The 21,989-nt window shown below is 69.3% G+C and carries 23 protein-coding genes; 10 read left to right on the top strand and 13 right to left on the bottom strand.

Features of this window, described 5'->3' with window-relative positions:
- The first annotated feature begins 5 nt into the window (after positions 1 to 5).
- From FKR81_RS16155 to FKR81_RS16140, 4 genes are read left to right on the top strand one after another with little or no spacing between them, the layout of a single operon-like run.
- On the top strand, positions 6 to 1,313 hold the full coding sequence (locus tag FKR81_RS16155; RefSeq protein WP_146352739.1) for an ABC transporter substrate-binding protein: 1,308 nt from the start codon (positions 6 to 8) through the stop codon (positions 1,311 to 1,313).
- Positions 1,313 to 2,083 (top strand): ABC transporter permease, encoded by a 771-nt coding sequence (locus FKR81_RS16150; protein ID WP_146352737.1) that lies wholly within the window; start codon positions 1,313 to 1,315, stop codon positions 2,081 to 2,083. Before FKR81_RS16155 ends, FKR81_RS16150 begins: the two co-directional genes overlap by 1 nt.
- Positions 2,080 to 2,742, top strand: coding sequence for an ABC transporter ATP-binding protein (locus FKR81_RS16145; protein WP_146352735.1), 663 nt, complete (start codon positions 2,080 to 2,082; stop codon positions 2,740 to 2,742). The genes FKR81_RS16150 and FKR81_RS16145 overlap by 4 nt, the downstream gene beginning before the upstream one ends.
- Positions 2,739 to 5,318, top strand: a complete 2,580-nt coding sequence (locus tag FKR81_RS16140; RefSeq protein ID WP_146352733.1) for a fumarate reductase/succinate dehydrogenase flavoprotein subunit — start codon at positions 2,739 to 2,741, stop codon at positions 5,316 to 5,318. The genes FKR81_RS16145 and FKR81_RS16140 overlap by 4 nt, the downstream gene beginning before the upstream one ends.
- Here FKR81_RS16140 and FKR81_RS16135 read toward each other — a convergent pair.
- From FKR81_RS16135 to FKR81_RS16110, 6 genes are all read right to left on the bottom strand, one after another.
- Positions 5,315 to 6,562: a GGDEF domain-containing protein gene (locus tag FKR81_RS16135; protein WP_235921595.1), complete on the bottom strand. Its 1,248-nt coding sequence runs from the start codon at positions 6,560 to 6,562 to the stop codon at positions 5,315 to 5,317. The two genes, FKR81_RS16140 and FKR81_RS16135, sit on opposite strands and share 4 nt — an antisense overlap.
- A gap of 482 nt (positions 6,563 to 7,044) precedes the next feature.
- Positions 7,045 to 8,307, bottom strand: a complete 1,263-nt coding sequence (locus tag FKR81_RS16130; RefSeq protein WP_235921577.1) for an MFS transporter — start codon at positions 8,305 to 8,307, stop codon at positions 7,045 to 7,047.
- A 339-nt stretch (positions 8,308 to 8,646) separates the two neighbouring features.
- Positions 8,647 to 10,074 (bottom strand): MBOAT family O-acyltransferase, encoded by a 1,428-nt coding sequence (locus FKR81_RS16125; protein WP_146352730.1) that lies wholly within the window; start codon positions 10,072 to 10,074, stop codon positions 8,647 to 8,649.
- Between the two features lie 230 nt (positions 10,075 to 10,304).
- Positions 10,305 to 11,273 (bottom strand): 23S rRNA (guanosine(2251)-2'-O)-methyltransferase RlmB, encoded by a 969-nt coding sequence (gene rlmB / locus FKR81_RS16120; RefSeq protein WP_146352728.1) that lies wholly within the window; start codon positions 11,271 to 11,273, stop codon positions 10,305 to 10,307.
- Between the two features lie 4 nt (positions 11,274 to 11,277).
- Positions 11,278 to 12,672, bottom strand: a complete 1,395-nt coding sequence (gene cysS / locus FKR81_RS16115) for a cysteine--tRNA ligase (RefSeq protein ID WP_146352726.1) — start codon at positions 12,670 to 12,672, stop codon at positions 11,278 to 11,280.
- Positions 12,669 to 13,274: an HAD family hydrolase gene (locus FKR81_RS16110; RefSeq protein ID WP_146352724.1), complete on the bottom strand. Its 606-nt coding sequence runs from the start codon at positions 13,272 to 13,274 to the stop codon at positions 12,669 to 12,671. Before FKR81_RS16110 ends, cysS begins: the two co-directional genes overlap by 4 nt.
- Before the next feature lie 93 nt (positions 13,275 to 13,367).
- Here FKR81_RS16110 and FKR81_RS16105 point away from each other — a divergent pair, with 93 nt between their 5' ends.
- Positions 13,368 to 13,637 carry a DUF6191 domain-containing protein gene (locus FKR81_RS16105; RefSeq protein ID WP_146352722.1) on the top strand — a complete coding sequence of 90 codons (270 nt, stop codon included), beginning with the start codon at positions 13,368 to 13,370 and terminating at the stop codon, positions 13,635 to 13,637.
- On the opposite strand, the gene FKR81_RS16100 is transcribed toward FKR81_RS16105, so the two are convergent.
- The 4 genes from FKR81_RS16100 to FKR81_RS16085 are packed head-to-tail and all read right to left on the bottom strand — an operon-like array spanning position 13,634 to position 15,708.
- A complete protein-coding gene (locus FKR81_RS16100) occupies positions 13,634 to 14,023 on the bottom strand; it encodes a PPOX class F420-dependent oxidoreductase (RefSeq protein ID WP_146352720.1) in 390 nt (129 codons plus the stop codon). The genes FKR81_RS16105 and FKR81_RS16100 overlap by 4 nt on opposite strands.
- A 5-nt stretch (positions 14,024 to 14,028) precedes the next feature.
- Entirely contained in the window at positions 14,029 to 14,496 is a 468-nt protein-coding gene (ispF, locus tag FKR81_RS16095; RefSeq protein ID WP_146352718.1) for a 2-C-methyl-D-erythritol 2,4-cyclodiphosphate synthase, read from the bottom strand.
- The gene (gene ispD, locus FKR81_RS16090; RefSeq protein WP_146352716.1) at positions 14,493 to 15,185 is read right to left on the bottom strand and encodes a 2-C-methyl-D-erythritol 4-phosphate cytidylyltransferase; all 693 of its coding nucleotides are present in this window, start codon (positions 15,183 to 15,185) and stop codon (positions 14,493 to 14,495) included. Before ispD ends, ispF begins: the two co-directional genes overlap by 4 nt.
- Before the next feature lie 34 nt (positions 15,186 to 15,219).
- Complete coding sequence (locus FKR81_RS16085) at positions 15,220 to 15,708, bottom strand: CarD family transcriptional regulator (protein ID WP_065915127.1); 489 nt, start codon at positions 15,706 to 15,708, stop codon at positions 15,220 to 15,222.
- Positions 15,709 to 15,938: 230 nt separating this feature from the next.
- On the opposite strand from FKR81_RS16085, the gene FKR81_RS16080 reads away from it, so the two are divergent.
- Together FKR81_RS16080 and radA are read left to right on the top strand one after the other, a co-directional pair.
- Positions 15,939 to 16,700 carry a copper chaperone PCu(A)C gene (locus FKR81_RS16080; RefSeq protein ID WP_146352714.1) on the top strand — a complete coding sequence of 254 codons (762 nt, stop codon included), beginning with the start codon at positions 15,939 to 15,941 and terminating at the stop codon, positions 16,698 to 16,700.
- A gap of 99 nt (positions 16,701 to 16,799) precedes the next feature.
- Positions 16,800 to 18,164, top strand: a complete 1,365-nt coding sequence (gene radA / locus FKR81_RS16075; protein ID WP_146352712.1) for a DNA repair protein RadA — start codon at positions 16,800 to 16,802, stop codon at positions 18,162 to 18,164.
- Positions 18,165 to 18,202: 38 nt separating this feature from the next.
- Here radA and FKR81_RS16070 read toward each other — a convergent pair whose 3' ends face one another.
- Together FKR81_RS16070 and FKR81_RS16065 are read right to left on the bottom strand one after the other, a co-directional pair.
- Positions 18,203 to 18,532 carry a beta/gamma crystallin family protein gene (locus tag FKR81_RS16070; RefSeq protein WP_146352710.1) on the bottom strand — a complete coding sequence of 110 codons (330 nt, stop codon included), beginning with the start codon at positions 18,530 to 18,532 and terminating at the stop codon, positions 18,203 to 18,205.
- A 104-nt stretch (positions 18,533 to 18,636) separates the two neighbouring features.
- Positions 18,637 to 18,963 (bottom strand): beta/gamma crystallin family protein, encoded by a 327-nt coding sequence (locus tag FKR81_RS16065; RefSeq protein WP_146352709.1) that lies wholly within the window; start codon positions 18,961 to 18,963, stop codon positions 18,637 to 18,639.
- A 256-nt stretch (positions 18,964 to 19,219) separates the two neighbouring features.
- Here FKR81_RS16065 and FKR81_RS16060 point away from each other — a divergent pair, with 256 nt between their 5' ends.
- The 3 genes from FKR81_RS16060 to FKR81_RS16050 are packed head-to-tail and all read left to right on the top strand — an operon-like array spanning position 19,220 to position 21,724.
- Positions 19,220 to 20,005 carry a hypothetical protein gene (locus FKR81_RS16060; RefSeq protein WP_146352706.1) on the top strand — a complete coding sequence of 262 codons (786 nt, stop codon included), beginning with the start codon at positions 19,220 to 19,222 and terminating at the stop codon, positions 20,003 to 20,005.
- Positions 20,006 to 20,015: 10 nt separating this feature from the next.
- Complete coding sequence (locus tag FKR81_RS16055; RefSeq protein WP_222598284.1) at positions 20,016 to 21,122, top strand: sensor histidine kinase; 1,107 nt, start codon at positions 20,016 to 20,018, stop codon at positions 21,120 to 21,122.
- Positions 21,119 to 21,724 (top strand): response regulator transcription factor, encoded by a 606-nt coding sequence (locus FKR81_RS16050; protein ID WP_146352705.1) that lies wholly within the window; start codon positions 21,119 to 21,121, stop codon positions 21,722 to 21,724. The genes FKR81_RS16055 and FKR81_RS16050 overlap by 4 nt, the downstream gene beginning before the upstream one ends.
- Position 21,725: 1 nt before the next feature.
- Here the strand turns inward: FKR81_RS16050 and FKR81_RS16045 are convergent, their stop codons facing one another.
- Complete coding sequence (locus FKR81_RS16045; RefSeq protein ID WP_146352703.1) at positions 21,726 to 21,956, bottom strand: hypothetical protein; 231 nt, start codon at positions 21,954 to 21,956, stop codon at positions 21,726 to 21,728.
- Positions 21,957 to 21,989: the final 33 nt, after the last annotated feature.

Raw genomic sequence — 21,989 nt, 5'->3', positions numbered from 1 at the left:
AAGCGATGCGCAGACTGCTGCTGGTTTCGGCTCTCCTCGTCACCGCCTGCGGCACGGGTTCGGCGTCCGGTGACGCGGTCCCCGTCGTCATCGGCTACCAGTCCAAGACGATCAACACGGTGACCGCCGGAACCCTGTTGAGGGACAAGGGTTTCTTCGAGGAACGCCTGAAGGAGCTCGGGAAGAAGACCGGCAAGCGGTACGAGGTCACCTGGCAGGACTACGACACCGGCGCGCCGATCACCGCGCAGATGATCGCCGGGAAGATCGACATCGGCTCGATGGGCGACTACCCGTTGCTCATCAACGGTTCTCGCACGCAGAAGCAGGGCGACGAGGGCACCCGGATGGTGTCCGTCACCGGCTACAACCCGCGCGGCGCGCTGAACTCGGTCGTCGTGCCGCCCGCGTCCACCGCGCGCACGCTGGCCGACCTGGCCGGGCAGAAGGTGTCCGCCAGCGTCGGGTCCGCGGGCCACGGCACGCTGGTGCGCGCCTTGGGCGACACGAAGGTGACCGTGGAGAACCAGCAGCCGTCGGTCGGCGCTTCGGCACTGCAGTCCGGCAACGTCGCCGCCCTGTCGCAGTTCGTGGCGTGGCCGGGCCAGCTGGTGTTCGCCAAGCAGGCGAAGCTGCTGTACGACGGTGCCGCGTTGAACCTGCCGACGCTGCACGGCGTCGTGGTGCGCAACCCGTTCGCGAAGCAGCAGCCCGAGGTGCTGGCCGAGTTCCTGCGCGCCCAGCTCGACGCGACGAAGTTCCTGCACGCCAAGCCGTTGGAGGCCGCGGAGATCGTGGCGAAGGCGACCAGCCTGCCCGTCGAGGTCGTCTACCTCTACAACGGACCGAACGGCATCGCGACGTTCGACCTGAGCCTGAAGTCCGTGCTGCGCAAGGCGTTGAAGGACGACGTGCCGTTCCTCAAGTCGATCGGCAACATCGAGGAGCTCGACGTCGACAAGTTCATCGACGATCAGCCGCTGAAGGCCGTCGTCGAGAGCACGGAAGACCTCACGAACCCCGCGAAGATCGGCGGTGACCCGGCGACCGCGAGCGAGGTGTGGTTCGACGGCGAGCCCGCGCCGCGCCCGGTCGCGACGCCGGCCGAGCTGCTGAAGCTGGTCAACCAGACCGGCAAGAAGCCGCGCGTCGGGTACGTGCCGGACGCCGAGATCGGCACGCGGTGGTTCGCCGAGCACGTGTTCTGGGTGAACGACGGCGGGAAGCTGCTGCCCTTCACGACCGAGGCCGCGGCGGCGAAGCGGGGTGCGGTGCTGACGTTCGAGCAGGCGCTCGCGGTGGCGGGGAAGTGATGGCGGGCCGGTGGGTCCTGCGCATCGGCTCGCTGGTGGTGGGGCTGGTGCTGTGGCAGGTGCTGACGGCGACCGACGCCGAGGTGTGGCTGCGGTTCTCGCAGCTGCCGACCGTGGTCGAGGTGGCGCAGCGGTTCGGCGAGCAGGTCGGCGGGGCCGACTACTACCGGGACCTCGGGAACAGCCTGCTGCGCATCACCAGCGGGTTCCTGCTGGCCGCGGTGCTCGGCGTGACGTTCGGCGTCGTCATCGCGCGGTCGAGGTTGCTGGGCGACCTGCTCCAGCCGTCGCTGGAGGTGGTGCGGCCGATCCCGGCGATCGCACTGGTGCCGATCGCGATCCTGCTGTTCCCGACCGACGAGCAGGGGATCGTGTTCATCACGTTCGTCGCGGCGTTCTTCCCGATCCTGGTGTCGACGCGGCACGCCGTGCGCGCGCTGCCGACCATCTGGGAGGACGCGCTGCGCACCATGGGCGGCAGCCGGTGGCAGGTGCTGCTCCGCGTCGTCCTGCCGGGCACGTTGCCCGGTGTCTTCGGCGGGCTGTCCGTCGGCATGGGTGTCGCGTGGATCTGCGTGATCTCCGCGGAGATGATCTCCGGTCAGTTCGGTGTGGGTTACCGGACGTGGCAGGCGTACACGGTCGTCGACTACCCCGGCGTGATCGTCGGGATGATCACGATCGGCCTGCTCGGCTGGCTGACGTCGTCCGCGGTGGAACTGCTGGGCCGCCGGGTGACCCGGTGGCTGCCTCGGGAGGCTTCCGCATGAGCGTGGTGATCTCCGGTCTCGGCGTCGGCTACGGACGTTCGCCGGTGTTGTCCGATCTCTCCTTGGAAGTGCGGCAAGGAGAACTGCTCGTCGTCGCCGGGCCGTCCGGGTGCGGCAAGTCGACGTTGCTGCGTGCGGTGGCCGGGCTCGTCCCGTACACCGGGCAGATCCTGGTCGACGGTGCCCCGGTGCGCGGGACGTCGCGGGAACGCGCGCTGGTGTTCCAGGAGGACGGACTGCTGCCGTGGCGCACCGCGCTGCGCAACGTCGAGCTTCCGCTTGCGCTGCAAGGGGTTCCGCGTGCCGTGCGGCGCTCGTCGGCGCTGGCGTGGCTCGACCGGGTCGGCCTGTCCGGGTTCGAGGGACATCTGCCGCGCGAGCTGTCCGGCGGGATGCGGCAACGCGTGCAGCTCGCGCGGACGCTGGCGCAGCAGCCTTCCCTGGTGCTGATGGACGAGCCGTTCGGGGCGCTGGACGCGCAGACCCGCGCGTCGATGCAGCAGCTGGTGTCCGATGTGCTGCGCGAGACCGGCACGACGACGATCTTCGTGACGCACGACGTCGACGAGGCCGTGCTGCTGGGCGACCGGGTGGTCGTGCTGGGCGCGGGCGAGGTCGACGTGCATCGCGACGCGATTCTGAAGGCGGTGCTGGCGTGAGCCACTACGAGTGCGACGTCCTGGTCATCGGCGGTGGCACGGCCGGGTCGATGGCCGCGATCACCGCCGCCGAGCACGGGCGTTCCGTGCTGCTGCTGGAGAAGGCGCACGTGCGGCACTCCGGCGCGCTGGCGATGGGCATGGACGGCGTCAACAACGCTGTCATACCGGGAAAAGCACTACCCGAGGACTACGTCGCGGAGATCACCCGCGCCAACGACGGCATCGTCAATCAACGCACGGTCATGCAGACCGCGACGCGTGGTTTCGAGATGGTGCAACGACTCGAGCGCTACGGCGTGAAGTTCGAGAAGGACTCGTTCGGCGAGTACCACGTGCGCCAGGTGCACCGGTCCGGCAGCTACGTGCTGCCGATGCCGGAGGGCAAGGACGTCAAGAAGGTGCTGTACCGGGTGATGCGCGAGCGGTCGATGCGCGAGCGCATCCGGATCGAGAACCGCGTGATGCCGGTGCGGGTGCTGGTGTCCGACGGGCGCGCGGTCGGTGCGGCGGGGTTCAACACGCGCACCGGCGAGTTCGTGACGGTGTCCGCGGGTGCGGTGATCCTGGCGACCGGGCCGTCCGGGCGGCTCGGCCTGCCCGCCTCCGGATATCTGTATGGCACTTATGAAAATCCGACCAACGCCGGTGACGGCTACTCGATGGCCTATCACGCGGGCGCCGAGCTGTCCGGGATCGAGTGCTTCCAGATCAATCCCCTGATCAAGGACTACAACGGCCCGGCATGCGCGTACGTGGGGAATCCCTTTGGCGCGTACCAGGTGAACAGCCTCGGTGAGCGCTTCGTCGACTGCGACTACTGGTCCGGTCAGATGATGGCCGAGGTGGCTTCCGAGATCGCTTCCGCGCGCGGTCCGATCTATTTGAAGGTGACGCATTTGCCGACGGAGTCGATCTCCGCTCTGGAAGGAATTCTGCACACCACGGAACGCCCTACTCGGGGAACTTTTCACGCCGGGCGCGGGCACGACTACCGGACGCACGACATCGAGATGCACATTTCCGAGATCGGCTTGTGCGGCGGCCATTCCGCGTCGGGTGTGTGGGTCGACGAGAACGGTCTCACCACGGTGCCCGGCCTTTATGCGGCCGGTGATCTCGCGTGCGTGCCGCACAACTACATGATCGGTGCGTTCGTCTTCGGTGATCTGGCCGGTGCGCACGCTTCCGAGCATTTCGTGCGTGGTGGTGCGCTGCCGGAGGACCAGGTCGACGAGGCCCGCTCGCTGATCTACCGGCACCTGGACAACCCGGACGGGCCGCCGCAGCCGCAGGTCGAGTACAAGCTGCGCCGGTTCGTGAACGACTACGTGGCACCGCCGAAGTCCGAGACGAAGCTGGAGATCGCGCTGGAGACGTTCGCGCGGATGTCCGACGAGATCGCGTCGATGGGGGCCAGGACGCCGCACGAGCTGATGCGGTGCGTGGAGGTGTCGTTCATCCGCGACTGCGCCGAGATGGCCGCGCACGCGTCGCTGATGCGCACCGAGTCGCGCTGGGGCCTCTACCACTCGCGCGTCGACCTGCCCGGCCGTGACGACGACACCTGGTTCCACCACCTCAACCTGCGGAAGAACGCCGCGGGCGAGATGGAGTTCGTGAAACGGCCGGTCAACCCGTACCTGGTGCCGGTGGACGGCGTCGAGCACCGGCCGGGGACGTTCGAGTACCTCGGCAGCCGGTCGGTCATGGTCTCTTCGTCCACTGTGGACTCTTCCTGCCCCTCCGAGGCCGTCTCGTCGCCCCGGCTGCTCGCGCTGCTGGAGCTGGTGGACACGCAGCCCGCGCTGAACGACCTGGAGCCGTTCCTCACCGACCCCGATCCGGCCGTGCGGCGAGCCGCGGTCGCGGTGCTGACCGAGGCCGTGCCGTCCGGGTTCGAGTTCGCGCTGGTCAGGGCGATGGAAGATCCGCTCGTGTGGGCCGCGGCCGCCGCGGGCCTGCGCGAGCTGGTGGAGGTGGTGCCGCCGAGCCCCGCCCTGCGCGACGCACTGGTCGCGTCACCGGCGCGCGCGGTGGCGCTGGAGGTGCTGTGGGCGTTGCGACTGGGTGGCGCCGCCGACTACGCGGCCGCGCTGGAGGACCCGGATCCGGCTGCTCGGGCGTCGGCGATCCGAGGTTTGGTGTCGCTGCGCGAGACCGCCCTGCTGGCCGCCGCGGCCACCGATCCGGAGCGCGAGCTGCGCGTTCTGGTGGCCCGAGGTATAGACGATCCCGATGTCCTCGCCCGGCTGGCGACCGATCCGGACCCGCTGGTGCGGGCGGCCGCGCTCTCGTCGGCGCCTCGTCTCGACCACCCGCGGGTCCTGCACGCACTGGCGCTCGCGGCCGTGTCCGACGAGGCGTGGGAGGTCCGGGTGGGGGCCGTGCGAGCCCTCGACTCGGCGGAGCCGGTGATCACCGCGCTGGCCGATCCGAACCTGGACGTCCGCAAGGCGGCGGTCCAGGTGCTGCCGCGGTGGCTGCCGTCCCGTGCGGTCGCCGAGGCGCTGGAAGGGGCGTTGTCCGACACCGACGCGGACGTCCGCGCCTACGCCCGGCGGGCCCTGGCCTAGGCGGTGCGGGTGCTGATCGGCTTCGTGATCTCGTCGTGGCGCGGGGCCGGGAGCAGCCGCGGCGGGATGTCCAGGCCGGCGACGCGGACCTGGTTGCGGCCGTTCTCCTTGGCCTTGTAGAGGGCCGCGTCGGCGCTGTGCTGGGCGGCGGCCAGGCTGTCGCCGTTGTCCGGGATCACGGCCACGCCGATCGACGACGAGATGGCGCGGGTGTCCGGCTCGCCCACCTCGGTCAGCTCGCGGCCGTACAGGGTGACCACGTTGCGGTGCTTGTCCGTGGTCAGCACGGCCAGCTCACCGATGGCCTCGCGGATGCGCTCGGCGATCGCCACGCCCTGCGCCAGGCCCGTGTCGGCCAGCGCGACGACGAACTCCTCGCCGCCGTCGCGGGCGGCCACGTCGCCGGGGCGGAGCTTCTCGCGCAGGATCCGGCCGACCTCGGCGAGCACGGCGTTGCCAGCGGGGTGGCCCCACGTGTCGTTGATGCGCTTGAAGAAGTCCAGGTCGATGACCAGGATCGTCACCGGCTGCGAGTCGGTCATGCACCGCTCGACGACGCGGTTCGCGTACTCGGCGAGGCCGTTGGTGTTCAGCAGGCCGGTGCGGAAGTCGGTGTGCGCGTCCTGCGTGAGCTGCTGGTGGGCCTGGCGCTGCTCGCGGAGCAGGCGTTCCATGTGCTCCTGGCGCTGCCTGGCCTCGTCCAGCATCCGGTTGACCGCGATCATGGGGAGCAGGGCCAGCAGCGGCGCGGCCCAGTGCATCACCATCAGCAGGCCGATGATGGCGCCGCCGGCGAGCGTGATGAGGTCGAGCAGGTTGTCCGCGCGGCTGCCCAGCGTGGACAGGAACGGGCGCTCGGGGAGCGTCAGCTTCATCGCGAAACCGACCAGCACGGCCTGCAGGGCGCCGTAGACGGCCCCGGCCAGCACGATCAGCGCGAAGAACGTGACGTCGGTGTACCAGTCGTGGTGCGCGTGCGGCCACGTCGTCGCCCACCACACCACGCCCGCGCCGGCCAACGCGCTGATCAGCATGCTCACCGACGTGAAGACGTAGCGGTGAGGCGATCGGCGGGCGATCTGCAGGGTGATGAGGCGGAGGAGCAGTATCTGGGCGACCGTGAGGGTCGCGGGCAGCGCGACGACAGCCGCGAACGTCCAGACCGACGTCAGCATGATGTGCGGGCCCTGTGCCGCGTCACGCCGACTTTCTTCGGCCCTTCGGACGGCGACCAAATGGACCACCATTGCGAGCGACAATCCCACCGCGCGCAACAGATCGAGTTTTGACGGCAGCGGAGAGTTCGTCAGCACAACGGCCAACACAACGAGTAGCGAAAGCTCTACGGTGAGTAGATAGGCGACGGCTTTCCTCGGCAAACGCCAAAGTTCCCAGTCACCGAATCGCTTCCACATCGTTGTGCTGGTTCGACGCCCATCCGTCAAACTCGAACTCACATATGCCCCCTTGGTCCTCGGTCAGTCACACTGTTCCGGGGGTCCTGGTACGTGCTCATCTGGCCTCGTCTCCGCAGGAGGTGATCGTCGTGCGTGACGACCGCGAGTGGTGAACTCCTGCCCCTAGTTCCCCTGTTCAGTCCCCCCGGTGATCAGGAAGTAGGTCCGTCATGCGTGATGACCGCGAGTGGTGATCTTGTTGTTCCTTCTCTTCTCCCTTCGTCGGCGAGCGTCCCTACCCAGTTATCGCTACAGGTGAGTGTCTTGTTTCACAGCGTCACGTCCGCACTCACTTCGTTGTTCGCGCGTGACCAAGAACTCGCCGCACGAATGGCCAGCAGTGCCCCCACGGCGCCCGCACCTGCGATGGTGAGGGTGATCGAGCCGACCGCCTGCGCGACGGTCCCGCCGATCGCCATGCCACCGCCCTGGCTGGCGCGGAGCGCGGTGCGTGCGATGCCGTGCGCCCTGCCCCGGTACGCATCGGGCATGGTGCGCCCCCATGCTGCGCGCGCGGGGGTGTGAAAAGCACCAGCCAGACCCGCGATCGTGAGCAACGCGACAGTCCATACGAGATTCGGATCGCTCGCGAAACCGATAAGCGGAACCAATGACAGGATGGCCAGCGGGCCGATGAGCCGGTCCCGCGCGCGATCGTCCCGCACGAACCGGTAGAGCAGCGCCACGCCGACGACGTTCGTCGCGGGCTCGAGGGCGAGGATCAGACCCGCCGACCACGGCGCGCCCAGCTCGACCGCCAGCGGCACCGCGAGGCCCGCGGGCACCATCGCGAACCCGGCGAGCAGCCGCAGTCCGAGAACGCTGCGCAGCGTCGGCGTGCTGAAGATCAGGTTGAGGGTGTTGCGCTTCGGCTTGGGCTCGTCGCCGACACCGATGCCCTTGCGGCGCGGCGCACGCGCCAGCGGGTCCGCGGCGGGGCGGTGGACGACCGAGAACTGGATGAGGATGGCGACGAGCACGAACGTCGCGGCGTCGACGGCCAGCGCGGCCTGAGGGCCCATGGCGGCCACGATGAAGCCCGCGCCCGCGAGCCCGACCATCTGAGCGACGTCGACCGACGACCCGAACAACGCGACGCCGTCGTTGTAGCGCTCCTTCGGCAGCGCCGACGGGAGGGTCGCCTCCTGCGCGGCGAGGAACGGCGACGCGATCATCTGCACGAGCACCAGCAGCACGATCATCACCGCGAGCGGTACCTGCGGAATCGCCATCAGCGCGACGAGCGCCGCTTGGAGCCACGCGCAGATCACCATCACCGCGCGCCTCGGGAAACGGTCCGCGAGCCAGGCCAGCATCGGGCCGGAAACAAGCGTCGGGAGCATTGTCATCGCGTAGACGGCAGCGGTCCACGCGGGCGATTTCGTGCGGTCGTACACGAGGAGTGACAACGCGACGGTCGCGAGCGAGTCGCCGGCCGTGGACACGGTCGACGCGATCCACATCCCACGGAACTCGCGCAGCACGAGCAGCCCGCGAAGGGCACCGTGGGAGCTCGCTCTGCGATGAGTCACGTTACCCCCGCCCGAAGTAACTATTTCTCGGATAGCAACGGTAGAAGCTGCCGGATCGTTCAGCGTCTGTCCTACCACAGTGTGTACCTGAACGGAGCAGGTCAATTACTCAAGGTAGTTACAATAGCGAAAAGTTGAGGGTTAAATCTTGACAGTTGACGAGATTTACCCCTGGTCGGAGCCCCCTGAGTCACTCTGGGTGACGGCTACCTCCGTTGGGATGTCACCTGTTGGGCCAAGTGGATCAGTCCACTGAGACGGGTCTACCAACTGGGCCCTCGCATCCGCTTCCTTTTCTTGCGATCAGTTTGCGATGCGAGGAGGAATGGTAGCGAATTCTCAGAACTGGTAGTAGAGGAAGGGGCTGAACGTTCCAGCCGCGACCAAGATCGCCGAGTAGGCGACTCCGGCAGTCATGAATGTTATTCGCAATGCGTTCGCCGCGCGCGTCCGAGAAGCCTCCAGGAACGGTCCGGTCACCGGTTCCGCCGGCAACACCACGATCACCATTGCCACCAGCAGCAACACGACGCGCTGGTTCGTCGCCGCGACCGACACGGCCTCTGACAGGCCCGTGAAGTCCGGGACCAGCATGTGCCCGAGCATCGTGAACGCGCGGCCGAGGTCCGGCGCGCGGAAGAACACCCAGCCGACGAGCACCAGCAGCATCGTCGCGACCCGGCGCGTGATCATCCTGCGCTTGTCGTCCGGAGCGACGTCCCAGCCGAATCGGCGTTCGAGCACGAGCAGCGCACCGTGGTAAAGACCCCACACGAGGAACGTCCAGTTCGCGCCGTGCCAGAAACCGGTGAGCACGAAGACGATTCCGAGGTTGCGATACGTCGTGCGCACTCCGCGCCGGTTGCCGCCGAGCGGGATGTACACGTAGTCGCGGAACCAGCGCGACAGCGACATGTGCCAGCGCCGCCAGAACTCGGTGATGGTGACCGAGGAATAGGGGCGCGCGAAGTTTTCCGGGAGACGGAATCCGAGCATGCGCCCGAGCCCGATGGCCATGTCCGAGTAACCGGAGAAGTCGAAGTACAGCTGAAGCGTGTACGTGATCGCGCCGAGCCACGCGATGCCGAACGTCATCTGGTCACCGGGCGTCGCGAAGCACGCGTCGGCCAGCGGGGCCAGCGAGTCGGCGATGATCACTTTCTTGCACATGCCGAGCGCGAACCGCGGGAATCCCGCGGCGATGTCGTCGAGCCGGTTCTCGCGCTGCTGCGGCAGCTGGTCCGCGATCTCCCGGTACCGCACGATCGGGCCCGCGACGAGCTGCGGGAACATCGCGATGTAGGTGACGAACGAGACCGGGTTGCGCGCCGCGTGGCGCTCGCCGCGGTAGATGTCCACCACGTACGAGATGTGGTGGAACGTGTAGAACGAGATGCCGATCGGCAGCGCCAGGTGCACCACCGGCAGGTCCGCGCCGACGACCTTCGCGATGTTCGCGAACTGCTCCGTCGCGAAGCCCGCGTACTTCCAGATCGCCAGCACCGACAGGTCCACCGCGATGACGCCGATCAGCAACTGCCTGCGCTGCTTGTCCGGCGTCGCGCCGACCTCGAGCCGCGGGCCCGCGAGGTAGTTCACCACCATGCACGCCAGCAGCAGCAACGTCGTCGCGCCCGCACCCGTGGCGTAGAACAGCAGGCTCGCCACGGCCACGACACCGTTGCGCCAGAGCCGTGGGGCGACCAGGACGGCCGCCAGCACGGCTGGCATGAAGAACCAGAGGAACAGCGGTGAGGTGAACGACATCGCCTGCAGAGATTAGCGATTGGTGCTGGCGGCGGAGGGCCGATCGGCCTACGTCACATTCGCTGTCTCACCCCGCGCCTGGGAGGTGCCACAGACGTGGCGTGAACGGGCCGTTGATCAAGCTGGGGGCGCCGAATTGTCGGTGCTTCGCGGGAGAATGGACATCAGGGGATCCCCTGGGCGGGGACGCTTGCGACAGCGTGCCCGCGCACCAGGGGAACCGCGGAGAATCAGCCGCGAGCTTCGACGCGCCGCCTGCGCGCCACCTCGGCCAGCACCACGCCGGCCGCCACGGAGGCGTTGAGCGACTCGACACCGGGCGCCATCGGGATGGAGACGGTCTGGTCGCAGCTCTCCTTGACCAGCCGCGACAGCCCGCGCCCCTCGGAGCCGACGACGACCACGAGCGGGCCGGTCGCCAGGTCGAGGCCGTCGACGTCCACGTCACCGTCGGCGTCGAGGCCCACGATCATCAGGCCCTCGGACGCCCAGTCCTTCAGCGTCCGCGTCAGGTTCGTGGCGATCGCGATCGGCAGCTTCGCCGCGGTGCCCGCGGAGGTCCGCCACGCCACGGCCGTCACGGACGCGCTGCGCCGCTGCGGGAGCAGCACGCCCTGCGCGCCGAACGCGGCGGCGGACCGCACGACCGCGCCGAGGTTGCGCGGGTCGGTGACCCCGTCCAGCGCCACCAGCAGCGGGGCCTCGTCGGCCCGCAGCGCGAACTCGAGCAGCTGGTCCGGTGTGTCGTACTCGAACGGCGGCACCTGCAGGCCGAGGCCCTGGTGCAGTGCGCCGCCGGTGATGCGGTCCAGCTCGTTGCGGGTCACCTCGAGCACCGAGATGCCCCGGTCCGCGGCCAGGCGCACGGCCTCGGCCACGCGGTCGTCCGCCTCGATGCCGAGCGCGACGTACAGCGCCGTCGCGGGCGTGCCCGCGCGCAGGCACTCGACGACCGGGTTGCGGCCGGCGACGGTCTCCGGCTCCTTGCCCGCCGACTTGCGCCGCGTCTGCCTGACGGCGTCCTGCTTCGCCGCCGCCTTCGCGCGCTTGTACGCGGGGTGGTTCGGGCGTTCGGCCGCCTTCGGCGTCGGGCCCTTGCCCTGCAGGCCCTTGGACTTCTGCCCGCCGGAGCCGACGACCGCGCCCTTCTTCGAGCCCGGATTGCGCATCGCGCCCTTGCGCTTGGAGTTGCCAGCCACGAGCTCAGTCTTCCCTCAACGTCCACTGTGGACCGTCGGGGGTGTCCTCGACGGCGATCCCTGCTTCGATCAGCTGGTCGCGCAGCGCGTCCGACCGAGCGAAGTCCTTCTCCTTGCGCGCCTGCTGCCGGTCCGCGAGCACTCGCTCGACCAGCGCGGTCAACGCCTGGCGCGTGCCCGTGTCGGCGGTGGAAGTGTCGTTCCACTTGTCCGACAACGGATCCACGCCCAACACATCCGCCATCCGGCGCACGCACTCGGCCGCTTCGCGCACGACCTGGTCGGCACCGTCGGCCAGCCCCGTGTTGCCTTCGCGCACCTTGTTGTGCAGCGCGGCCAGCGCCTGCGGCGTGCCGAGGTCGTTGTCCATCGCGGTGACGAAGTCCGGGCACATCTCGCCACCGAGCTTCACCGGCCCGGTGCGCTCCGCGGCGCGGCGCAGGAACGACTCGATGCGGCGGTACGCCGTCACCGCCTCCTGCAGCGCCTCCTCGGAGTACTCGATCATCGACCGGTAGTGCGGGCCGACGAGGTAGTAGCGCAGCTCGGCCGCGCGCACGCGCTTCAGCATCTCGGGGATGGACACCGTGTTGCCCAGCGACTTCGACATCTTCTCGCCGCTGAGCGTGACCCACGCGTTGTGCATCCAGTAGTTCGAGAACCCGTCGCCCGCCGCGCGGGACTGGGCCTGTTCGTTCTCGTGGTGCGGGAAGATCAGGTCGATGCCGCCGCCGTGGATGTCGAACGTGTGGCCCAGGTAGCTCGTCGCCATCGCCGAGCACTCGAGGTGCCAGCCGGGACGCCCGTCGCCCCACGGCGTGGGCCACGACGGCTCGCCGGGCTTCGCCGACTTCCACAGCGTGAAGTCACGCGCGTCGCGCTTGCCGCGCACGTCCGTCTCGCCCTGCTGCACGTCCGCGACCTTCTGCCGGGACAGCGCGCCGTACTCGGGGAACGACGACACGGAGAAGTACACGTCGCCGTCCACGGCGTACGCGTGCCCCTTGTCGATCAGCCGCTGCATCAGCTCGACCATCTGCGTCACGTGCCCGGTGGCGCGCGGCGCGTACGACGGCGGCAGGCAGCCGAGCGCCTCGTAGGCGTCCTCGAAGGCGCGCTCGTGCGTGTACGCCCACTCCCACCACGGCCGGTCGTGCTCGGCGGCCTTGCTGAGGATCTTGTCGTCGATGTCCGTGACGTTGCGGACCAGCGTCACGTCGGCGCCGTCGCGCGCCAGCCAGCGGCGCAGCACGTCGAAGTTCAGGCCGCTGCGGACGTGCCCGATGTGCGGGATGCCCTGCACGGTCGCCCCGCACACGTAGATCGACGCCGTCCCGTTGACCTGCGGGTGGAACTCCCGCATGCTCCGGCTCGCGGTGTCGTAGATGTGGAGGCTCACACAGAGATGGTACGGGCGACCGCCAGGAGTGATTCTGCGCGGTCACCAGTCGGGAGCGGCTCGACCAGAGCGAACTGACACCCGATCGCCCGCGCGCCGCCGTCGGCTTCCTCGCTGTCGCCGACCATGACCGTCTCGGCCGGGTCGACGCCGAGCCGTTCGCACGCGATCTTGAAGATCTTCGGGTCGGGCTTGATCACGCCCTCCTCGAACGACAGCACGACCTCGTCGACGTATTGGCTGAGGCCGTGCGCGTCGAGAGCGGGCCGGATGTCGAAGCCCATGTTGCTGACCACCGCGACCGGGACGTCCGCCAGCAGCTCCAGCGCCGCGGCGGTGTCCGGGTACGGCACCCAGAACTCGGTGCCGCACATGCGCTCGTAGAAGCCGTCCGGGTCGGGGAGCCCGGCCTGGCGCAGCAGCGTGAGGAACACGTACCGGTGCTGGTCGGCGTCGAGGTCGCGGCGCTCCCACGCCTCGGCCAGCGCCGGGTCGCTGGGGGCCGTCGCGGCCCGCAGCACGTCACCCAGCTCGGTGATCTCGGGGTGTTCCATCCGGAACAACGTGCCGGAGAAGTCGAAGAGCGCGGCGCGGATGGTCATGCCTGCCACGCTACCTGGTCTGGACCACTTGGTCCGCTGGTCGACGAACTCCGGCAGCGGGCACCATTCGCCCACTTCCGGAGTTGTCACTGCATGGGCTGGTTCTGGGCGATGTCGCTGCCGGGTCTGGTGTGCCTGCTGGTCGTGCTGGCCGTGATCGAGCTCGTCGTGCGCGGCCGCCGGGGCACGCCGGTGTCCGCGGTCGGGTTCGAGCAGCTCGGCGCCACGTTCGAGGCGGGCAAGGCCGATGAGCTCGAGCACCGCAAGGCCGAGCTGATGATGCGCGACGACGAGGAGGACGGCGCACCGCCGCGCAGCCGGGTCGACCTCGACGGCGGCACCGCCAGCATCCAGCTGCCCTAGGAGGCGCCGGTGATCTTGCTCGGGCGGAGGCGGACGACCACGCGCACGTTGTCCGTGCCGATGTCGCCCTGGTAGTCCGTGCCGACGTACTTGTGCGCCAGCTCGTTGATCAGCTCGTCGCCGCCCTCGAGCGAGAGGGTGACCTCGCCGCGGAACTCGGTGTAGCGGTACGGGTTCGCGTGGTCGACCACGTTGATGCTGACCCGCGGGTCCTTGCGCAGGTTCCGGTCCTTCTTGCGCCCCATCACGGTGGACACGAGGACGTCGTCGCCGTCGCGCTTCACCCACACCACCGAGGTGTGCGGGCTGCCGTCCGGGTTCAGGGTCGCGATGGTCGCGAAGTTCTTGCCGTCGAGCAGATCGCGATGTGTCTCACTGAGCACCATGCCGCTCAGGTTACGGAGATCAGCAGTGCCGACGCGATGGCCGCGACGCCCTCTCCCCGGCCGGTGAGGCCGAGACCGTCACTGGTCGTCCCGGACACCGACACCGGGCCGCCGACGGCCTTGGACAGCGCTTCCTCGGCTTCCTGGCGGCGCTTGCCGATGCGCGGGGCGTTGCAGATCACCTGGACTGTGGCGTTCCCCACACGGTATCCGGCCTCTTCGACGAGCCGTCGCGCCTCGGCGAGGAACTCCGTGCCGTGGGCTCCTGACCAGCGCGGATCGGATGTTCCGAAGATCGCTCCCAGGTCGCCGAGGCCTGCAGCGGAGAGGAGTGCGTCACAGAGGGCGTGCGCCGCGACGTCGCCGTCCGAGTGACCGGCGCAACCGTCGACGCCCTCCCAGAGCAGGCCGGCCATCCAGCACTCGCGGCCGGGCTCGATCGGGTGGACGTCGACACCCTGGCCGATCCTCACGCGTTTCCTCCTGTCAGCACCGCTTCGGCGACCGCGAGGTCGAACGGCGTGGTGATCTTCATGGCGTGCGGGTGTCCGGGCACCGTGGTCACCGGGACGCCCAGCAGCTCGACGAGCGCGGCGTCGTCCGTGGCGGTCACACCGGAGCGGTATGCGCTGGCCAGCACTTTCGCGTCGAAACCCTGCGGGGTCTGCACGATGCGCAAGACCGCCCGATCGGGTGTGGCGACGACGACACCGGCCTGGTCGACCTGCTTGATGGTGTCCGCGACCGGGAGCACCGGGATGACGGCGTCCGCGCCGCTCAGCACCGCGTCGACGACGGTCTTGACGACCTCGGGCGGGGTGAAGGCGCGCGCGGCGTCGTGGACGAGCACGACGCGGGTGTCAGGGATCTCGGCGAGCGCGAACTCGAGCGCGAGGCGGACGGAGTCCGTGCGCTCGGCGCCCCCCGGAAGCACGTGCACCGCCCCGCCGACCGGAGCCAGCGAGGCGGTGACGGTGTTCACTGCGTCCACATCGGACGGAGGTGCCGCGATGACGACGTGATGCACGCAACCTGACGCGAACAGGCCACGTACGGCACGAGCCAGCAAAGGCTGTCCGTTGACTGGAACGAGCGCCTTGGGCATCCCGTAACCCAGGCGTTCGCCCCGTCCTGCCGCGGGCACGAGCGCGACCACACTCATGTTCGCGGTTTCCGAGTGGAGGTTTCGGGCTGTGTCAGGAGGCGGTAGCGAGGACTTCGTCGAGGAGGACCTCCGCCTTGTCCTCGTCGGTGCCCTCGGCCAGCGCCAGTTCGCTCACCAGTATCTGCCGTGCCTTCGCGAGCATTCGCTTTTCGCCGGCGGACAAGCCACGATCCTTCTCGCGCCGCCAGAGATCGCGCACCACTTCCGCAACCTTGTTCACATCGCCCGACGCGAGCTTCTCAAGGTTGGCCTTGTACCGCCGAGACCAGTTGGTCGGCTCCTCGGTGTGGGGAGCACGCAAGACCTCGAAAACCCGGTCGAGACCCTCCTGGCCGACAACGTCACGCACGCCGACGATCTCGGCGTTGTCAGCGGGAACTCGAACGGTGAGATCTCCCTGCGCGACCTTGAGGACGAGGTACTTCTTCTCCTCGCCCTTGATCACACGGGTCTCGATTGCTTCGATGAGAGCGGCACCGTGGTGCGGGTAGACGACGGTCTCTCCGACCTTGAAAACCATGTGTCCTCTGCCCCTTTCGCTGACTCCATCCTAACACGTCCGGCAATCCCCCGATGACCGAGCGATGATCCGTAAGTGCTGGTCAGGGCCATGTGGGGGGTTGACAAACCGCCCGTTCGCGTGCAACGTACGGGGCAGCAAAGATCGACTGGCACCACGTGCCATGCCGTTCGAGGGCCCCGGTTAGGCTCCTTGCCTGGTGGTTGTTCCCTAGGAAGGACGCTGGAGCCGTGAACTCAAAGGTCTCTCGCCGGTTGGTCGCGACGGCGGCCCTGGCCGCTGGTCTCGGTCTCTTCGCGGCAGGCTGCAGCGCCGGTCAGGTCACCCAGACCGACACGCAGGTCGCCGCGGTCGACGGTGCGAGCGGCGATGTCGGCTCGCTCGGCGTGCGCAACGCGATGCTCGCCTACCCGCACGAAGGCAACCGCTACCAGGCGGGTGAGGACGCCCCGGTGATCCTCGTGATCGCGAACTCGGGCGCCACCCCGGACAAGCTGCTGTCCATCAGCAGCCCGTTCGCCACCGGTGACGCGGAGATCGAGGGCGTCGCCGACCTGCCCGGCCAGTTCGCGCTGCGCGCGGACGCCGAGGGTGCGGAGCACTCGACCGGGTCCAGCACGCCGCACCCGACCTCTTCGTCGGCCGCGCACTCGTCGTCATCGGCGCACGGGACCAGCTCCTCGACGCCGAGCGTGACCGGCACGAGCACGCCGGGTTCCTCCTCGGTGGCGCCGTCGTCCACCGGCTCGCCCTCCGGCTCCGCGTCGGGTTCGAGCTCGGTGAAGCCGACGACGTCCTCGTCGAAGGCCGCGTCGGACCTGCCCGTCGGCAAGATCAAGATCGTGCTGAAGGGCCTCGTGCAGGACGTCGTGGCCGGTCAGACCATCAAGGTCACCTTCCTGTTCGAGAAGGCCGGCCCGCTCACCCTGGACGTGCCGGTCGCGCCGTCCAGCGAGGCCCGCGTCAGCGAGGGCCACGAGGGCGGCCACTAGTCCGCAGCTGTTCCGGAAGGGCCGCGACTCAGTCCGAGTCGCGGCCCTTCCGGCTGTTCGGGGCCGGGAGTGTCAGACCTGTGCCCTAACGTTCGCGGCGTGGCGAAGAATGCGGCGCGGCCGATCTTCCGGTGTGCGGAGTGCGGGCACGAGGTGGCGAAGTGGCTCGGCCGCTGCCCGGAGTGCCAGGCGTGGGGCAGCGTCGAGGAACGCGGCGTGGCGCCCGCGGCACGGGTGCTGGCGGGTGCGCCCAGCTCGGTGGCGCGGCCGATCGGCGAGGTCGACATCGAGTCGGCTCGCGCGAACCCGACCGGCGTCGACGAGCTGGACCGGGTGCTCGGCGGCGGCCTCGTGCCGGGCGCCGTCGTGCTGCTCGCGGGTGAGCCGGGTGTCGGCAAGTCGACCCTGCTGCTGGAGGTCGCGCACCGCTGGGCGTCGACGATGGGCCGCTGCCTCTACGTCACGGGCGAGGAGTCGGCCGGTCAGGTGCGGCTGAGGGCCGAGCGCACGGGCAACCTGCACGACGAGATGTACCTGGCGGCGGAGAGCGAGCTGTCGTCGTTGCTGGGCCAGGTCGACGCGGTGAAGCCGAGCATGGTGATCGTCGACTCGATCCAGACCATGTCCACGCTGAGCGTCGACGGCACGCCCGGTGGCGTGACTCAGGTGCGGTCCGTCGCATCGGGACTGATCGCGCTGGCGAAGGAGCGCGGGCTGCCGATCGTCCTGGTCGGGCACGTGACGAAGGACGGCTCGGTCGCGGGTCCGCGCGTGCTGGAGCACCTGGTGGACGTGGTGCTGCAGTTCGAGGGCGACCGGCACTCCAGCCTGCGGCTGCTGCGGGGGATCAAGAACCGCTACGGCGCCGCGGACGAGGTCGGCTGCTTCGAGCTGCGCGACGACGGCATCGTGGGCGTCCCCGACCCCTCCGGCCTGTTCCTGACGCGCCGGGAGAAGGCCGTGGAGGGCACGGCGGTGACGGTGATCGTCGAGGGCAAGCGGCCGATGCTGGGTGAGGTGCAGGCGCTCGTGGCGAAGACCAGCCTGCCCGCGCCTCGGCGCGCGGTGAGCGGGCTCGACTCGGCGCGCATCGCCATGGCGCTCGCGGTGCTGGAGAAGCGCGGCAAGGTCAACCTGTTCCAGAAGGACGTGTTCACCGCGACGGTCGGCGGCATGCGGCTGATCGAGCCCGCCGCGGACCTGGCCGTGGTGCTCGCGGTGGCGTCGGCCGAGCGGGAGATCGCGCTGCCCGCGGACCTGGTGGTGCTGGGCGAGGTGGGGCTCGCGGGGGAGATCCGGCGGGTCAACGGCGTGGGGCGGCGGCTGGCCGAAGCCGTGCGCCTGGGGTTCAAGAAGGCGCTGGTGCCGCCGGACGCGGGTCCGCTGCCGGACGGGGTGCGGGCGCTGGTCGCGCACGACCTGCAGACCGCTCTGGACGTGCTGGGGCTGAACAAGGGGAGATGACGCGGCACGTCTGCCGCGCCATCTCCGTCAGAGAGACGTCAGCCCATGAAGATGGACGACGTCTTGTTGTCGAAGCCGAACTCGCCGAGGTCGGCGACGTCACCGGTCACGACCAGCTTCTCGCCCTTGCAGTTGCGCTCGGACCACAGCGTGATCGGGCCGCCGAAGAGCTCGAGCGAGGTCGCCATGTCGTCCTGCGAGACGTTCTGGCAGCCCTTGCCCGCCAGGCCCTCGGCGACGGCGTCACCAGCGAAGTTCGCCTCGTCGATCAGGATCACGCTGGTGCTCTTCGGAGCTGCGGCAGCGGTTCCGGAAACGAAGGCGAAAGCGGTCATACCAATGGCGATGGCGGCAAGCGTCTTCTTCATGAGTAAACCTCGCTGATAATCCGTGGGGAGCTTGTCGGTCATTGGAGACACGGGCTGGAATGCGATCCGGATCAACGGAGTGGTCCGGATCACATTCACGGCTATCAGCTGAACGACACGGACGACGTCGTGTTGTCGAACTTGAATTCGCCGAGATCCGCGACGTTACCCTTGAGTACGAGCTTGCGGCCCTTGCAGTTCCGGTTCTCCCAGAGGGTGACCTTGCCGTAGGGCATGACCGAGGTGGCCATGTTGTCCTGCGACACGTTGTGGCAGCCCCTGCCGGCTAGGCCCTCGGCGACCGCGTCACCTGCGAAGTCCTTCTTGTCGATCAGGATCACGCTGGAGCGGCCCGGTGCTGCGTCGGCGGTCGCGGGGGTGATGGCGAAGACGGTCATCCCGACCGCGATCGCTGTGAGCGTCCTCTTCATGAGATTCCTTGTCGGCTCATGGCGGCGCGTGTGTGACGGCCCCTACACGCGCGCGAAGCCATCTCGGATCAATGGTGTGACGCGGATCACTTTTGATATCGCGTTACATTCTTCGTTAACGCATTCACGGTTAGAAAAAGCGTTTCTGGCCATATCCTGATATGCAGTAAGTGCATGGGTGACCCGTGCGGAACGCATGGCCGAGTCGTGACAGGTGCGGATAGAACTTGCGCGGCGCCGGACCGACGCTCGTGGCATGAGTACTTCAGTGATCGGAACCGAGGCGCGGTGGCGCCACTTCTTCCGCCACGCCGCCGAGATGGTCGTGGCGATGCTCGTCGGGATGGCGCTGGCCGACCAGCTCGTCGGCACGCCGCAGCGGCCGGACGTGGCGGCGTTCGTCGCCGCGACCGGCATGACGGTCGCGATGACCGTCTGGATGCTCCACCGCGGCCACGGGTGGGCCAGGGTCGTGGAGATGGCCGCGGCGATGTACCTGCCCTACCTGGTGCTGCTCGTGCCGCACTGGCTGGGTTTCCTGCCCGGCGAGCACGTGGTGATGGGCGGGCACGTGCTGATGCTGCCCGCCATGGCGTTCGCGATGCTCGCCCATCGGGAGGAGTACTCGCGGCACCACTCCGGGACGGCGCATCCGCTGGTCCGGGTGCTCGCGCACCGCGCGCCGACGTGGATCGCGCTGGCGATGGTGGGGGACAACTGGCAGAGCCCGAGCGCCCCCGAGCCGTGGACGTTGCTGCTCCTGCCGTCGGCCTACCTGTTCTTCGGCGTGGTGCGCGGGCAGTTCGCGGATCGGCGGATGCTCGCGGTGCAGGTGGCCGGGTTCGCGCTCTACCTGGCGCTGGCCGTGCTCGCGGCGAACGTCGAGTGGTCGCTGTGGGTCGTGGCGGCGGGCTGGGGCCTCCACGCCGTGTGGGACTTCGCGCACCACCGCGCCGACCGGGTGGCGCCGCGCTGGTGGTCGGAGTGGTGCGGTGTGGTCGACCTGGTCATCGCCGCGACAATCGTGCTGTTCTTGGTCTGAGGGGGTGGCGGTGGAGCGCAGGGCGATCCTGGCCGCGGTCGGCGTGATGTGGCTCGGCTGCCTGGTCGTGCCGGTGATCTCGGTGCTCGGCGAGCCCAGCCCCGTGTGGCGATGGCTCGGTGTGGCGGGCGTGCTGCTGCTGACCGTCGCGCACGCCTCGGCTCTCCACGCGGCCGCGACGCCGTCGGTGTCCGAGCGGCACCGGCGGCTGCTCGGCTGGGGTTTCGCGGCCGCGACGGTGCTGTCGATCTTCCTGGTCGCGCCCGCGGGCCCGGACGACCGCTACACCTGGGCCTGGATCGGCGGCGCGACCGCGGGCTTCGTGCCGTTGCTGCTCAACGGGGTCTGGCGCTGGGTGGCCGCTGCTTCGACGGTGGTCGTCGCGGTCGGGGTGGGTGCGGTCGCAGGTGGCTCGCCGCTCACCCACGGCGTGATCGCGGCCTCGATCGCGGCCTCGGTCATCGCGACGACCGTGCTGCCGTTCCGGCTGTGGCACCTCCTGCTCGACGCACGGGCGGGACGTGAAGCGGTGGCCAGGCTCGCGGTGTCCGAGGAACGGCTGCGGTTCGCTCGCGACGTGCACGACCTGCTCGGCCACCGGCTGGCCGTGATCGCGCTGAAGGCGGAGCTCGCATCGCGGTTGAGCGGCGTCGACCCGGCGCGGTCGGCGGCCGAGGCGGCGGAGGTGCGGAGCCTGGCCTCGTCGGCGCTGACCGAGGTCCGCGAGGCCGTGCACGGGTACCGCGCGGTCGACCTCGGTGATCAGCTGGTGGCGGTGGAGAACGTGCTGCGCGACGCGGGGATCCGGTGCACGACGAGTGGTTCGCCCGCGGAGATCTCCGGCGAGGTGGCCACTCAGCTCGCGCTGGCGTTGCGCGAGGGCTGCACCAACGTGCTGCGCCACAGCGCGGCCGCGTGGTGCACGATCGACGTCAGCCACGACGCGGAGGAGACGCGCATGACCATCGCGAACGACGGCGCGGGCACCCCCGTCGGTGATCGTCTGAGCTTCGGCCTGCGCGGCACTTCGGAACGTCTGGCCGCCGTGGGTGGCACGGTGCGCACCTCCTCGCGGGATGGCGTGTTCATCCTCGACGTCGTGGTCCCGGCGCCGTGATCCGCGTCCTGCTCGCCGACGACGAGGAGCTCATCCGCGACGCGCTGGCCGCGTTGCTGGAGCTGGAGCCGGACCTCTCCGTGGTGGCGCGCGCCGCTGACGGGCGGGCCGCGGTCGATCTCGCGCTGGCCCATCGGCCCGATGTCGCCGTGGTGGATCTGCAGATGCCCGAGCTGGACGGCCTGGAGGTCACCGCCGAGCTGACGAGCGTGCTGCCGTCGTGCGCGGTGGTGATCCTGACCGGGCGCGGACGGCCGCCGCACCTGCAGCAGGCGCTCGTGGCCGGTGCCAAGGGTTTCCTGCCGAAGGGCTCGCCCGGCGGGACGCTGGCCGACGTGATCCGGCGCGTCCACGGTGGCAGCCGGTACGTCGACCCCGCGCTGGCCGCCGACGCGTTGACGGCACCGCCCTGCCCGCTGACGCAGCGGGAGCTGGAGGTGTTGCGGCTGGCGGAGTTCGACACCCCGGTCGCCCTCATCGCGCAACGCACCAGCTTGTCCGCGGGGACGGTGCGCAACCACCTGTCCGCCGCGGTGACCAAGCTGGGCGTCGCGGGTCGTGTCGAGGCGTTTCGGGTCGCCCACGACAACGGTTGGCTCTAGATCAGGGGACGTTGATGTTGTTGTCGACGGGGAAGCCCGCGACGTCGCCGGAGATGGTGTTGTCGAACGTCGAGCCGTTCATGACGGTCCAGTGCAGGTCGATGTGGCCGGCGCCGCCGGGCACGTTGACGCTCTCGTGGCCGCTGAGGACGGGCTCGCCCGCGTTGGCGACGGGTGCGGCGAACGCGAGTGCGCCCAGTGCCAGTGCGGTCGTGGTGATCATGCGCTTCATGCGGATGATCTTTGGGGTCAAACGGGGTAGCTG

Origin of the sequence: Lentzea tibetensis (assembly GCF_007845675.1) — a bacterium.
In the GTDB taxonomy this organism is placed as follows: Bacteria; Actinomycetota; Actinomycetes; order Mycobacteriales; family Pseudonocardiaceae; genus Lentzea; species Lentzea tibetensis.
Note: the sequence above shows the minus strand (reverse complement) of the source record. Positions and strands in the feature narration are given on the sequence as shown.

Excerpts from the sequence above, each read along its gene's own strand:
- FKR81_RS16155 (WP_146352739.1), top strand. The coding sequence starts at position 6 with ATGCGCAGACTGCTGCTGGTTTCGGCTCTCCTCGTCACCGCCTGCGGC.
- FKR81_RS16150 (WP_146352737.1), top strand. The coding sequence starts at position 1,313 with ATGGCGGGCCGGTGGGTCCTGCGCATCGGCTCGCTGGTGGTGGGGCTG.
- FKR81_RS16145 (WP_146352735.1), top strand. The coding sequence starts at position 2,080 with ATGAGCGTGGTGATCTCCGGTCTCGGCGTCGGCTACGGACGTTCGCCG.
- FKR81_RS16125 (WP_146352730.1), bottom strand. The coding sequence starts at position 10,074 with ATGTCGTTCACCTCACCGCTGTTCCTCTGGTTCTTCATGCCAGCCGTG.
- FKR81_RS16110 (WP_146352724.1), bottom strand. The coding sequence starts at position 13,274 with ATGACCATCCGCGCCGCGCTCTTCGACTTCTCCGGCACGTTGTTCCGG.
- FKR81_RS16105 (WP_146352722.1), top strand. The coding sequence starts at position 13,368 with ATGGGCTGGTTCTGGGCGATGTCGCTGCCGGGTCTGGTGTGCCTGCTG.
- FKR81_RS16100 (WP_146352720.1), bottom strand. The coding sequence starts at position 14,023 with ATGGTGCTCAGTGAGACACATCGCGATCTGCTCGACGGCAAGAACTTC.
- ispD (WP_146352716.1), bottom strand. The coding sequence starts at position 15,185 with ATGAGTGTGGTCGCGCTCGTGCCCGCGGCAGGACGGGGCGAACGCCTG.
- FKR81_RS16085 (WP_065915127.1), bottom strand. The coding sequence starts at position 15,708 with ATGGTTTTCAAGGTCGGAGAGACCGTCGTCTACCCGCACCACGGTGCC.
- FKR81_RS16070 (WP_146352710.1), bottom strand. The coding sequence starts at position 18,532 with ATGAAGAAGACGCTTGCCGCCATCGCCATTGGTATGACCGCTTTCGCC.
- FKR81_RS16065 (WP_146352709.1), bottom strand. The coding sequence starts at position 18,963 with ATGAAGAGGACGCTCACAGCGATCGCGGTCGGGATGACCGTCTTCGCC.
- FKR81_RS16060 (WP_146352706.1), top strand. The coding sequence starts at position 19,220 with ATGAGTACTTCAGTGATCGGAACCGAGGCGCGGTGGCGCCACTTCTTC.
- FKR81_RS16045 (WP_146352703.1), bottom strand. The coding sequence starts at position 21,956 with ATGAAGCGCATGATCACCACGACCGCACTGGCACTGGGCGCACTCGCG.